The organism is Virgibacillus sp. GM2-2 (assembly GCF_055329585.1).
This window is the reverse complement of sequence record NZ_JBUZWC010000005.1, coordinates 52,087-65,465: the sequence shown is the minus strand read 5'-3', so window position 1 is coordinate 65,465 and position 13,379 is coordinate 52,087. Positions and strand designations below refer to the sequence as shown.

The following is a 13,379-nucleotide window of genomic DNA, read 5'->3' as shown; positions in this document are numbered from 1 at the left end:
GAGGAAGCTAATGCCTAAATATACAATAGTTGATATAGAAACATGTATTGCATGCGGCGCATGTGGAGCTGCAGCACCAGATATCTATGATTATGATGATGAAGGACTAGCATACGCGGTAATAGATAACAACAAGGGAAATACTTCAATCCCAGAAATATTAGAAGAGGATATGATCGACGCCTATGAAGGGTGCCCTACCGATTCTATTAAAGTGTCCGAAAATAGGTTCGATGGGGATCCTTTAAAATATGAAGATGTATAATCTTGTCCTCTGTTTTATTTAAAAGACCAGATTTATTAATACTAATGCGCAAGGACTTCAATGCATTTTATTACATCTTCTCCGATTACGCCTTTAATTATTTCACTTTCTTGAAACAGCGCACAGAGTGCAACAATCGTCGTCCAGTTTGCTTTTATTCTATTTTTTTCTATTTGTACAAGTGTTTTTTTAGATATACCAAGTACAGTAGCCATCTGATCTTGTGTATAATCATATTCCACTCTAATTAATTTCATTTTGCTAGATAGAGAATCAACTACCTTTGCCTGATCCATCCTGCATCATTCCCACTGTATAACATTTTAATTAATTTAATACTAGTTATTGCTTACTAGAAAGTCAACTGCACGAACAGAATTAATTTAAATTTCTAATCGGGTTAATCGCCTTTGGAACTTGTATTGGCTCACTGAGATTGTATATTCCAATTCGATCAACATGCAGATTCTTAAACATAACTTTTGTATAACCATAACTTTTTGCAGTTGATAACATTGCCTCTATCATTGTCTGATACTGCTTACTATTTTCAATGGATGAACTTTCATCAAAATAGATGTGTAAATTTTTCTCGTTTTTTTCTATCGTGAAAGAAACATTTGAAGGAATTGTTGGGTAAATATATGAAATTTCCTCATTATTTTTCATTTCTTTTAAGGCATCTACTATAGTTTGGTCACCTTTCTCAGCACTTGGCACTAACATTTCGATTTGATTATCTGGATGCCTATACAATTTGTAACTAGTTTTTTGAAGTGGAGGTATCTGACCACTTCTGTATACATTTTCTTCATCAATTCTGAATCTGTACTGGTTTCCATGAAACATGGTAGATAAATCATTTGTTAGCGTTTGAATTTGTTCCTTAATAGAATTTTTCGCCTGATCATTTGGAAGAACAAATGACACAGGAATAACATAATCTGCTTTGGTATCAAATATTTTTCCAAGTATAATCCTTTCATCGTCACTTATTGCTTGAACGATAAGTTCATTATGGTCTCTCACAACGCTTAATTCATTCTTTTGCATTGTTTTTGCCTGATCATTAGCTGACTCATCTATTGCTGCTGATTCAAAGCTAGCTTGCTCTTTCAATTGATCATTTTGCACCGTAAAATTACCATTACTGTTCATTATTACAACAAACATTATAAAACCAATAAAAACAGTACTGACGGCGGGAAGGAATACCCAATTTCTTCGTTTCTTTTTTGTCTTGTACATTTTGGTTGAGATGCGCTGATATAATTCATCTTTATCAGTTAAATGATCCACGTCAGGCATGTTTTTCAATGCCTTTTTTAAGTGATCCTCTTGATGTTTATGTGACGTCATCATGCATCCCCCCTTTTTGATCATTTTTACTAATTAGCTCCTTTAGTACGTTTAACCCTCGATGCTGCGTAGTTTTTACTTTACTTTCACTAAATCCTAAAATTTCTGCAGTTTCCTTAACAGAAAAAGATTGTATATATCGCAAAATAATAATACTTTTTTGATCCGGAGTACAGCAATCTAAATAATTGTATATGGTCTGTATTTCTTCATTTCGTTCAGCAATTTCATCTGGTAACGGATGGTTATCTGGTAACAACTGCCCTTTATTTGACCAATCAAAAAAATCATAGATACGTTTTTGTTTTCGTTTTTGGGCACGAAAGTAATCTATTGTGATATGTCTTGCAATTGAAAATAGCCATGTCTTTTCACTACTTTCGCCTCGGAAATTTTTATATGATTTCATTACTTTAATATAAATTTCTTGAACTAAATCTTCCGTAAGCTGTTTATCTTTAACCATGTAAAAAACAAACTTATACAAGTCATGATGATAGCTATCATATAATTTTCCAAAAATATCTTTCATAATGATTCTCCGTTCAACAAATTAGTCGTTATTTGGGCTAAAAAGTTACAGCTACTATTACTATACGGACAAATATGAGAAAAACCTAGAAGTAACTAGGTTTATTTATAGGTAGACTGCGAACTAAGCAGGGGGCTAGCAATAGTACGTCAAGGGTATCGGACTGAGGATTCCTTATTTACCTTTTTTACCTTTATTTCGAGGATTATCGGACACACGATGCCTTATTCAGCTAAAAAACATGATTTTCACCTGTTTTTATTCAAATAAGAAATCCTGAGTCCGATAACAACCGCATTTACCCTTATTTTAACCAAATAAGGGATCGTGTGTCCGCTAGCTGACATCCTGCATGCAATCTTTTCAGTACGGTCGAAAATGTTACTTCACTAGCCTTGCCGCCAGCGGAAATCAACGTTGCTGTTACATAAGCATAATTTTCACTAGTTCGCAATTTACTTCGACTGCGGATCTATCTGATACTTTATCTTTTCTTTGTTGAATACTCATAAAAAATCAGATTATACATTCTTAATATTTTAAATGACTTTTTTATGCAAATTCTTTTATCTATAGTTTTATATTCTCATATCAATGAAAAAAATACCAACCGTATTTTAGTTGGTATTTTGAATCGAAAATCGTTCATATGCATATTTTTTAAATAGAAAAGAAATGGTCGGATAAAGTAAAACCATAAATATTCCGTTTCCAACCGCATGTGCCGTATCAAATGATAGACCTGCTAAATAATAAGGTATAAATTCTCCTGCTACCGTATATGTAGCTAGCGAAATAACAAAACCATAAAAATAACCACAAAATACAGCAAAGACTGTAAGTAATACGATTGAATGCTTCCTTCTATACTTACCGATTAATCCGCTTATCAATCCAATGATTGCCCAAGCTACTATTTGCCAAACCGTCCAGATCCCCATTCCTAAAATCAAATTAGTCAAAAACGTCGTTAAAAAAGCCAACGTCATAGCAGCTACTGGCCCAAGGAATAGTCCACAAATAATAATTATTGCAGTAACTGGCTGGACATTTGGAATAAAAGAGAAAGCATACCTCCCAACTACTGCAAGTGCTGCTAATAAAGCAAGTAATGTTAATTTATATGGGTTCATTATTTATCATTCCCAAGCTTGCAAATCAAAACTAACCGTATCACCAGGCGCTAATTTTAATTCGTTAGCACCTTTCATCGCTGTTTCACCATTAACAGATATACTCCAGAACATTTTTTCGCTTTCATTAGCTTTAATTCCTTCAACCGACGTGATAAATCCATCCTTCTCTACTATCTCAAAGTTTTCCTTCATTACATCCATCAAAATTGCTCCATCTTCAATTTCGATTTCTTTTTCTGTAACTGTTTCTGCACCTTTATTTTTAGTTATAGAAATGGTTACGATTTCTTCCTTCTGTTCATTTTCAGAAGCAGCATTTTCGGTTGATTCTGTTTGCTGATTTGATGTATTTGATTTTTGATCATTCTCACTATCAGCGCTACACCCCGCTAGAACTCCAATTACTAACATAAATGAAACTACTAATAACTTAAATTTCCCCATCTTTAACCCTCCAAATAATGTTATTGTGAAGATTTAGGCGTTTGATATCCGTTACTCATAGGTAATGTACATAAAAAAGTGCTTGCGAATCAAAAGACGCAATATACTAATGTCTAAAATATTTAAATGCCAAAATAGGCAAAAAAGCTAACTCTTCGGAAAGAGTTAGCTTTAATAAGACAATCGAATTCATATACATTCATACTACTTTTCGGTTATCTCAATCGCTTTTATCCTCGAAGCATTGAAACATAAGAAAAAGGCAGGTCTACTGACTTGTGATATCAATCTACTCTAAGCCCTTCCCATATGAATTCATACAGTGGATCTGCTTATTTCGTACATCACTTACAGTTGCGAGGACAGTTCTAGTTTTTCACTAGATTCCCTATTAAGCGTATGCGCCATTTTTCTCCATTTGTATTCAATTAAATTACATCTTTAATCCTATCAAACTGTCATGCAATAAGCAATTGTTTTTATGACGATTTTACAGGTATTTTGAAAGTAAATGTCGTTCCTTCATTAAGCTTACTTTTTACTGAAATTGTTCCCTGATGTGCATCGACAATATTCTTAGCAATTGCTAATCCTAAACCAGTTCCTTTTTTCTGCTTACTCCTCGTTCTCGATTTATCTGCCTTATAAAATCGTTCAAAAACAAATGGTATATCTTCTTCTGGAATACCACTTCCACTATCTTCAATAGATACGACCAGATCATCATCTATTATTTTAGCCATCACCTTTACATAACCTCGTTCATTTGTATGACGAATCGCATTATCGATTAGATTAGTAAATACCTGTTCCATTCGATCTGGATCAATCATAATAGTGGAACTAATATTAACAGTTTCTAACTGTAAGTCGATTTTTCTGTCTTGGGCAACACCATTAAACTTTTTAATGATTCGGTTAATATACGTATTTGCGTCTATTTTTTCAATGTTAAGTTGAATATGACCTGCTTCCATTCTAGCAAGGTCTAGTAATTCATTTACCAAACGTCCCATACGTAGCGATTCTTCGTGAATAATTTTAGCCAAATCATTTTTATCCTCTTTGGACTCTGCTACATTGTCTACGATTGCTTCACTGTATCCCTGTAACATAGAAATTGGTGTACGTAATTCGTGAGAGACATTCGCAATAAAATCTTTCCTAAGTTTGTCTAAACGTCGCTCATCTGTCATATCACGAATAACTGCAACTGCTCCTCTAACATACATTTGGTCATATAATGGTGTCATAATCATTACCCAGTTTCTCCCCTGCAAACTAATTTCGTGGACTGCAGCCTCTTCACTATTGATTACTTCTTGTAAAATACTATTTAGTTCATCAGGTAACTGGTTATCAGTATCTATGAGTTGCTTACTATTTTCGTAATACCAGCTTTCAATGAATTGTTTTGCAGGTGGATTCGTTACTATCATTTCACCATTACGATTTAATGTAATTACTCCATCTGCCATCGAACTAACAATGCTTGAAAGTTGTTCTTTTTCTTGTCTTAGCGCATTGATGTGGAACTTTAATTGGCGACCCATACGATTAAAAGCCATTGCCAATTCTCCAATTTCATCATGCGTTAGAATAGGCACTTTCGTATTGAATTCTCCTCTTGTTAAATCAAATGCAGCCTCACGCATTTTAATTAATGGAGATGTTATTCTTGTGGATAGAAAGAAAGCGAAAATAGTAGTTAGTATGATTGCAATACCTGCAGCTACAAAGATAATTTGTGTAGTTTCTGCTTTAGTCTTATCCACCACATCTAATGATTGATAAACAAATACGGTGCCATCCCCATTTCCATTACCGACTGGTGTTCCAACAACCATTATTTTGCTTTCACTTTTTGGAAGCATAATTTGTTTTTTTACTTCTCGATTTTGCGATACAGCTAATTCAAGCATGTCGTACTTTTTTATCCATAATGGATCAAACGCTGGCAAGTCTTTATTGCTACTTTTTGAGACCCAAAGTGATCCGTCGTCAAAAAGAATAGCAACTCGACTAGACCCATCTTTTATATGCTCTGTTGTTTCAAAAATTAATTTATCGTTCTGATAATGTTGAACCATTACCGACACTTTCTTTGCGGTTTGAAGCAGATCTTCCTCAGCTTCTTCTACATGAAAGTTTTCAAAAAATTCCAGTAAGAAAATGGTTAATATAAATAATACAAAAGAAACTAGCAATAGAATAGTTACTGCCAGTTTCCCTACTACACTTCGCCAAAACATTACTTATCATCTACCTCGAATTTGTATCCAACTCCCCATACCGTAACAATCATTTTTGATGCTTCGCTAGATACATTATTTAATTTTTCTCGTAAACGTTTCACATGTGTATCAACCGTTCGTAAATCACCGAAAAACTCGTATTGCCAAACTTCTTTTAATAAGTGCTCACGATTAAATACTTTATCCGGAGCCTTTGCAAGAAAGCATAACAATTCATATTCTTTTGGTGTCAAACTAACTTCCTTACCATCTGCAAGTACACGATGTGCATCATGGTTAATTGAAAGATGAGGGAAAATGAGCATATCTTTAGGAGCTCCATCACTTTCCTTAAATTTTGATTGTGATGATCTTCGTAATATTGCTTTCACTCTTAAAACTACTTCGCGTGGACTAAAAGGTTTTACGATATAATCGTCCGTACCAACTTCGAATCCTTGTACACGGTTTGCTTCTTCACCTTTAGCCGTCAACATAATAACTGGAGTTTGTTTTTCTTTTCTCAACTCTTGGCATACTTCTATACCATCCATTCCAGGCATCATGATATCTAATAAAATGACATCATAATCCTTTTCTAAAGCCATTTCTAAAGCGGTAGTCCCATTATCCGCCTCTTCTACCTCAAAATCTTCACGTTCTAAATACAGTTTAATTAGATGGCGAATTCTATCCTCATCATCAACCACTAATACTTTTGTACTTTCCTCCATGTCATATCCTCCTCAATAAATCCCTTTAGTCAAAGTATAACACTGTATATGGAAAAACAAGGCATTATTCATCCTTTCGAATAACAATGCCCTGTTTTCAACCGATTTATGCGTACGAATGAAGTCCTGCTAACACGAGGTTAACCGCTATTAAGTTAAACATAATAATGGCAAAGCCACCAACTGCTAACCAAGCCGATTTTTCACCATGCCAACCTCTTGAGAGTCGTAAATGTAAGAAAGCAGCATAAAAGAACCAAGTAATCAATGCCCAAACTTCCTTCGGGTCCCAACCCCAAAATCTATCCCAGGCAATTTGTGCCCAAATAGATGCAAAAATTAATCCACCAAGTGTGAATACTGGAAAACCAATTGCTACTGCACGATAAGAAATTTCGTCGAGTAATTCTGGTTTTGCTTTTTTAAGTGCTGGTTGTATCGCAGCTCCAATACGTTTACGTAATATTAATCTTAAGATCCCATAAAGGATTAACCCAACAACCACCGACCAGATTAATGTATTAAATTTACGCCCTGCATCTACACCATGCATCCAGGAAGGAGCCTCAAACCATGGTTGCATAACTCCATCAGTAAGTAGTTCCCCTTCATACGGGGCAACAATTGCTGGTAATTGGTATTCAGTTGTTGTCGCAGTATTATTCGTCGTGTACTCAAACTGTGCACTATATCCTGCTACATTAAAGATCACACTGATTAAACTAAATCCAACAAAAATAAGTAAAGAAAATAACACAACTTCTAACCATGCAGTACGCTTACTACTTTTGGATTGATCGATTGTCCGGATCAAGTAAATAAGACCCACAACAAAACTTATTGATAAAATTGCCTCACCTAAAGAGACCGTTGTCACATGTATATATAACCAATGGCTTTGAAGTGATGGAACCAAAGGTGAAATCTCAGTTGGAAACATACTAGCATATGCAATTACGATTAACGCAATTGGTAAAGCGAATAGTCCTAAAACGCTCACTTTATAAATAAAGTATAAAATAATAAACGCAAAGACCATAGCCATTCCAAAAAACGTAACAAACTCAAATAAATTACTTACTGGAGCATGTCCACTTGCCATCCACCTGGTGATAAAATAAACAATTTGTGCTAAAAAACCAATAATTGTTATCGTAATACCAATTGTTCCAGCTTTCCCCTTTTTACTTGTACTTCGCTTATCACGAATAGTTGCACCAAAGAAAAACGTTGCAAGTAAGTACAAGAAAAAAGCTGTATATAACATTGTACTACTAATATTAAGTAGTGTATCCATGAAACTCCTCCTTTGAACCTAATGGCATTAATCTGGTAACTCTTGCTGGTCGCGAACCATTTTCACGTCCGTATTCTCTATTGCTTGCTCAATATCTTTTTTCATCCCATGCCAATTTTTATTTGTATGTGCTGCCATTAATAATTTACCTTGTTTCGGATGAATCCATATTCTTCGATGTTGCCAGTACATTCCTTGAATAACACCAATCATAAAGATCACAGCGCCAACTATAAAGAAAGGTAATGTATAGTCTCTACGCACTGTAATTCCACTGACATCACGCATTTCGAAGTCCGTTAAACCTAGTTTATAATCATTCTCTCCAGTTGCATCAATATTCTTTCTTATCCCAACAAAACTAATTTCAGGTTCATCACTACCTGGAGGGTATACAAAGAAAACAAATGCTGGATTTCTTGGAAATTTAGATTTAGATCTAGGTTCACCATTGTCCAAATAATACTCTGGATAATATTGATCGATCACTACTCGAAATCCATTATCCAACTTGTATTCTGATTCTGGTGAGGTTAAATCGATCGTAAATGAACCTAAAGCAGTCTCATCTTGGTCATCCGTTTCATGAATTTTAAATGACATACTAGTAAATTCATTTTTTTGATAACCAGCTTGGTATAATGTATAGCCATCGAACTTTAATGGATGGTTTAATCGAATACTATCTTCTTTAATTTTTTCTAATTTCGGTTCAGCACCCGTTACGGATCCTTCTTTTTCTTTATAAATAACTAATTCCGTTTCAAAGTTTTTTGCTACTACACCTTCTTTTTTAATAGCTTCTTCAAAACGTTCGTTATCTTTATCATAGGTTTCTAGAATAAAATCTTTATTTTTCGCATAATATTCACCATGGGTTCCCGGAATTACTTGACGTTCTCCCTCACGAATCCACATATACTCATCTATGTACATTGGTGTTGTCATACGCAGAATAGCTGCAATCAATACAATAATTAATCCTATGTGATTTACATAAGGACCCCATCTAGAAAATCTGCCTTTTTCAGCTAGAATGTGACCTTCTTCGTCACGAACCTTGTAACGTTGTTTTTTTAATGAATCGATAATTGCTTGTTTATCATCATCAGATACGTGGTCCGATTCACTGTATAAACGCTGGCGGCTTAAAAATGTTTTATGTCGTTTTGCTTTTTGATTTTTTAAAGCCTTGTAAAGTGGGACAAAGCGATCGATACTACAAATCACTAGCGAAATTCCAATTAACGCAATTAATAGCATGTACCACCATGAGCCATATAAATCATAAAAGCCTAATTGGTAGTAGAGTTGTCCAATAAGTCCATAAGTAGCTTCATAGTATACTGCGGGGTCTCTCGATTCGGCATTAGCCGGAATAAATTGTTCTTGTGGAAAAATCGTTCCAAGAGCAGAAGCTACTAACGCTAGAACAATCAACCATACCCCTATCTTTACTGAAGAGAAAAAATTCCATATCTTATCTACAATGGATTTCTTATACGTTTGCGAGCGACGCGCACTTCCATCATACCGCATGTTTAAAAGCTTTGTTTTATCATTACCATCTATGTGCTGATTTCCCTCGATTGGTTTACCACAAGCTTCACATAGAACAGTACCCTCTGGATTTACATGCCCGCATTCGCATTTAATATTATTCATCTGAATCCCTCACATCGGTAGTGTTTACAATAATTATTCGGGCTGAATTTGTTTTAAGTACCCTTCTAAACTATCCAGTGTCAGTGCACCTTCTACAATCTCGACTACTTCTCCCTCAGGGTTAATAAAAAATGTACTAGGTATTGGACCGATATCATACAATTCCATAACCTGACCAGTTTTATCATATGGAACTGGGAACGTTAGGTCATACTGATCGATAAAACGATCAACAACAAGCTTCGTTGCATCTAAATTCACAGCAACGATTTCAACGCCTTTTTCTTTATACTCTGGGTACAGTTTTTGCATATAAGGCATTTCTGCTTCACACGGTTTACAGTACGTTGCCCAGAAATTTAACATGATACCTTTTCCTTTTAGATCAGTTAATTGAATCGTTTCTTTTTCGTTATTTTCATTTATTTGCTCCAGTGTGAAATCGAATTCAGCTATATTTGAACCGACATCAATTTTAGTCGTATCTTTTGTTAAATTAGAAATAAGTGCATATAATACAGCGGCCAATAGTATAAGTAAAACAATTGTACGAAAGATTAGGCGATTACGTTTTTTTTGTTTTTTGTTTGCTTTAATTTGATCTACATTCACGAATCTCACTCCCATGCCATTATACCATGTGCAAAGTCTGTCAAATTTGACTATTATTTAACAATTTCACTTGCCATATGTCGCATTTGCTTCACCTCATGTGGTGTTAACGGTCTTGCATCTCCTGGTTGAAGTCCCTGTAAGGTTAGCAATCCATATCTTTCACGCTTTAATTTTTGAACTGGAAATCCGATTTGTTCCATCATTCGTCTAATATGTCTATTTTTCCCTTCATTTAGTGTTAATTCGATAATCGAGGACTTTTTGCTTTTATCAGTAGAAAGTATTTTATAACCTACCACACGTAATAAGTCATCATCCACTTTTACACCTTTTCGCAGAACGTTAAGTTCACTTTTTTCAGGGATTCCGGTTACTTTCGCCACGTACACTTTGTTCACCTCGTGCTTTGGATGCATTAAAAGATTTGCGAATTCACCATCATTTGTTAATAGCAGAATACCGGATGTATTATAATCTAGTCGCCCAATTGGAAATACTCGTTCCGGGACATCCTCTAGAAAGTCAGTGACTATCTTTCTGTTTTTTTCATCTTTTAAACTTGATATAACCCCTCTTGGTTTATATAACATATAGTATACGGGTACTTCCTTTGTTAAAGGCACGCCTTCTACTTCTATTTGGTCAGTGGGAGAAGCTTTTGAACCCAGTTCGGTAACAGTCTTATTATTAACCTTGACTTTACCATCTAAAATCAATTGTTCAGCCTTCCGCCTAGATGTTACTCCACTTTGCGCAATAATCTTTTGTAATCGTTCCATTGTCATATCATCACCATGTTCCTTTTTATAGTCTTAAGCTCTTTTTGTAAACTTTGTTCCTCTTAACCTTCAAAATTAATATAAACTGTAACTTAACTGTTATGTTGATTTCTATCCTGACTACCATACTTGGTCCACTAAAAAAATGTAATTCACGTGAAATAGCACCTTCTGAGTCTGGATCCTGAGTACTCGATTTTATATTTATTGTGCCATTTTCTAAACAGCCATCCTATCCTCTAAACATAACAAGAGCGTTAACATAATGCTAACGCCACGTTCTACTTCTATTTTATCCAAAAACAATTGTTACAATAATGATTGACGCTATTATACCAATTAAATCGGCCAATAGTCCAACCTTTAGTGCATATCGCATTTTTTTAATCCCGACAGCTCCAAAATAAACAGTCAATATATAGAGCGTGGTATCAGTACTACCTTGCATGGTAGAAGCCAATCGCCCTAAAAATGAGTCTGGACCAAATGTTTCAATTATATCTGTAGTCATACCTAAAGCAGCAGTACCAGATATAGGTCGAACTAACGCCAATGGAATAATTTCAGCAGGCACACCAATAAAGGTGAGTATCGGACTAATTAAATGAATAAATGCAGACATGGCACCTGAAGCCTGTAATATTGCAATTGAAACAATCATCCCTACCAAAAAAGGAAGTAGAGAAAATGCCAGTTTGACACCTTCTTTACCTCCTTCAACAAAAGTTTCGTACGTCGGTATTTTTTTAAACGTGGCAGTTAATAAAATAATTAATATAAAACAAGGAATTAGCCATGCACTGATTGTGGTTATCATACTCATTTCGGGTCGCTCCTCACGCTCTTATAATAAAAATATCGATCAATAATAAGTGCACTTACGGTTGAAATGATCGTTGCTATAATTGTCGTTCCTACTATTTCGGTTGGGGAAGCAGAATCATACTGCATTCTAATAGCAATTACTGTTGTAGGAATTAATGTCAAACTTGACGTGTTAATTGCTAAAAAAGTTATCATTGATCTAGAAGCAGTATTTGTTCCACTTAACTCTTTCATCTGCTCCATTGCCTTTAATCCCATTGGAGTTGCCGCATTTCCTAGACCGAACATATTGGCCACTATATTAGAAAGAATGTAACCCATGGCAGGATGGTCTCTTGGAATTTCCGGAAACAGTTTTTCTACAACAGGTCTAAAAAGCCTGATTAAAAATTTCAAAATACCTGCCGCCTCGGCTACTTTCATCATACCTAGCCAGAATACTAATACACTGATTAAACCGATTGACAGTGTAACAGCATTATTTGCACTTTCAAAAAGTGCTTTATTCACTTCATCCATGGTACCGTTAAACATGGCGTAGATAATTCCGATCATTGCCATACATGCCCAAATAAGATTAACCATTTACATCGATTCCTACTATCTGGCGATAAATATGTTCAAAATTATCTAAGAAACTTTTGTTTCCTTTTGGATCACTATTTAGTTGAAACGTGGGCTCGTCTGCATTTTTGAATCCCCACTCATATAGATTTATATGATCAATCCAATCATTTGGATCACGTAATGTTACAACAATAAGATCGACTCCATTTTTAGTCGCAGTAGATACTAATGTTCTACCCGCACTTTTGGTATAGCCAGTTTTCCCACCAGTGCAGTACTCATAGTAAGTTGTTAGAAGTTTATTTTTGTTTTTCCATGCGTAGTCTCTAGAATCAGATTTATACATTTCGGTCTTCGTAATTTTTTGAAATACCTTGTTATCCATTGCATATTGCATTAACAGTGCCATATCATAGGCCGTCGAATAATGCTCTTCACCATCAAGTCCACTTGGATTTTCGAAATTTGTATTTGTCATACCTATCCAACGTGCCTTCCGATTCATTAAGTAGACAAATCCTTCAACACTTCCACCAACATGTTCACTAATTGCAACAGCAGCATCATTTCCTGAGCGTAGCATCAGGCCATAAACTAAATCTTTTAGTTTCATTTTTTCACCTTGTTCTAAATAGATCGATGATCCTTCCGTATATACTGCGCGCTTGCTTGCCGTTACCATTTCATTCATTTTACCTGATTCAATAGCAATGATGGCAGTCATAATCTTCGTAATGGAGGCTATCTCCGCCTTTTCATGAGCATTTTTATTGTATAAAACTTCACCGGTTTGCTCATTCATCATTACCGCATTAGTTGCTGATACACCAGGCTTTGCCATTCCATGTAGTGGAAATAATAGTATCAACCCTATTATAAAATAAGAGATAATTGCCATTCGCATATTAGGGTTCCTCCCGCAATCTT

16 protein-coding genes and 1 riboswitch are annotated in these 13,379 nt (G+C 35.1%); of the genes, 1 reads left to right on the top strand and 15 read right to left on the bottom strand.

Annotated elements, in window-relative coordinates; all coding sequences use genetic code 11:
* Positions 1-10 precede the first annotated feature (10 nt).
* The gene (locus ACY9Z2_RS07965; RefSeq protein WP_463609093.1) at positions 11-265 is read left to right on the top strand and encodes a ferredoxin; all 255 of its coding nucleotides are present in this window, start codon (positions 11-13) and stop codon (positions 263-265) included.
* Between the two features lie 41 nt (positions 266-306).
* Here the strand turns inward: ACY9Z2_RS07965 and ACY9Z2_RS07960 are convergent, their stop codons facing one another.
* The 15 genes from ACY9Z2_RS07960 to ACY9Z2_RS07890 form a co-directional block, all read right to left on the bottom strand.
* Positions 307-561: a helix-turn-helix transcriptional regulator gene (locus tag ACY9Z2_RS07960; RefSeq protein WP_463609092.1), complete on the bottom strand. Its 255-nt coding sequence runs from the start codon at positions 559-561 to the stop codon at positions 307-309.
* Positions 562-643: 82 nt separating this feature from the next.
* Complete coding sequence (locus tag ACY9Z2_RS07955; RefSeq protein WP_463609091.1) at positions 644-1,624, bottom strand: hypothetical protein; 981 nt, start codon at positions 1,622-1,624, stop codon at positions 644-646.
* A complete protein-coding gene (locus ACY9Z2_RS07950; RefSeq protein ID WP_463609090.1) occupies positions 1,611-2,156 on the bottom strand; it encodes an RNA polymerase sigma factor SigX in 546 nt (181 codons plus the stop codon). The genes ACY9Z2_RS07955 and ACY9Z2_RS07950 overlap by 14 nt, the downstream gene beginning before the upstream one ends.
* Positions 2,157-2,460: 304 nt before the next feature.
* Complete coding sequence (locus ACY9Z2_RS07945) at positions 2,461-2,610, bottom strand: hypothetical protein (RefSeq protein ID WP_463609089.1); 150 nt, start codon at positions 2,608-2,610, stop codon at positions 2,461-2,463.
* A 163-nt stretch (positions 2,611-2,773) separates the two neighbouring features.
* The gene (locus ACY9Z2_RS07940) at positions 2,774-3,289 is read right to left on the bottom strand and encodes an ECF transporter S component (protein ID WP_463609088.1); all 516 of its coding nucleotides are present in this window, start codon (positions 3,287-3,289) and stop codon (positions 2,774-2,776) included.
* 6 nt (positions 3,290-3,295) lie between these two features.
* Positions 3,296-3,736 (bottom strand): DUF4430 domain-containing protein, encoded by a 441-nt coding sequence (locus tag ACY9Z2_RS07935; protein WP_463609087.1) that lies wholly within the window; start codon positions 3,734-3,736, stop codon positions 3,296-3,298.
* A gap of 244 nt (positions 3,737-3,980) precedes the next feature.
* A riboswitch (cobalamin riboswitch) is annotated at positions 3,981-4,160 on the bottom strand.
* A 55-nt stretch (positions 4,161-4,215) separates the two neighbouring features.
* Entirely contained in the window at positions 4,216-5,988 is a 1,773-nt protein-coding gene (locus ACY9Z2_RS07930) for an ATP-binding protein (RefSeq protein WP_463609086.1), read from the bottom strand.
* A complete protein-coding gene (locus tag ACY9Z2_RS07925; RefSeq protein WP_463609085.1) occupies positions 5,988-6,704 on the bottom strand; it encodes a response regulator transcription factor in 717 nt (238 codons plus the stop codon). The genes ACY9Z2_RS07930 and ACY9Z2_RS07925 overlap by 1 nt, the downstream gene beginning before the upstream one ends.
* A gap of 106 nt (positions 6,705-6,810) precedes the next feature.
* Positions 6,811-8,001, bottom strand: coding sequence for a c-type cytochrome biogenesis protein CcsB (gene ccsB, locus ACY9Z2_RS07920; protein WP_463609084.1), 1,191 nt, complete (start codon positions 7,999-8,001; stop codon positions 6,811-6,813).
* A 27-nt stretch (positions 8,002-8,028) separates the two neighbouring features.
* The gene (resB, locus tag ACY9Z2_RS07915) at positions 8,029-9,666 is read right to left on the bottom strand and encodes a cytochrome c biogenesis protein ResB (RefSeq protein ID WP_463609083.1); all 1,638 of its coding nucleotides are present in this window, start codon (positions 9,664-9,666) and stop codon (positions 8,029-8,031) included.
* A gap of 33 nt (positions 9,667-9,699) precedes the next feature.
* Positions 9,700-10,278: a thiol-disulfide oxidoreductase ResA gene (gene resA, locus ACY9Z2_RS07910; protein ID WP_463609082.1), complete on the bottom strand. Its 579-nt coding sequence runs from the start codon at positions 10,276-10,278 to the stop codon at positions 9,700-9,702.
* Positions 10,279-10,331: 53 nt separating this feature from the next.
* Positions 10,332-11,060, bottom strand: coding sequence for a pseudouridine synthase (locus tag ACY9Z2_RS07905; RefSeq protein ID WP_463609081.1), 729 nt, complete (start codon positions 11,058-11,060; stop codon positions 10,332-10,334).
* Between the two features lie 292 nt (positions 11,061-11,352).
* Positions 11,353-11,883 (bottom strand): spore maturation protein, encoded by a 531-nt coding sequence (locus ACY9Z2_RS07900; protein ID WP_463609080.1) that lies wholly within the window; start codon positions 11,881-11,883, stop codon positions 11,353-11,355.
* Positions 11,880-12,470 carry a nucleoside recognition domain-containing protein gene (locus tag ACY9Z2_RS07895; protein WP_463609079.1) on the bottom strand — a complete coding sequence of 197 codons (591 nt, stop codon included), beginning with the start codon at positions 12,468-12,470 and terminating at the stop codon, positions 11,880-11,882. The genes ACY9Z2_RS07900 and ACY9Z2_RS07895 overlap by 4 nt, the downstream gene beginning before the upstream one ends.
* The gene (locus ACY9Z2_RS07890; protein WP_463609078.1) at positions 12,463-13,356 is read right to left on the bottom strand and encodes a D-alanyl-D-alanine carboxypeptidase family protein; all 894 of its coding nucleotides are present in this window, start codon (positions 13,354-13,356) and stop codon (positions 12,463-12,465) included. Before ACY9Z2_RS07890 ends, ACY9Z2_RS07895 begins: the two co-directional genes overlap by 8 nt.
* Between the last annotated feature and the right edge of the window lie 23 nt (positions 13,357-13,379).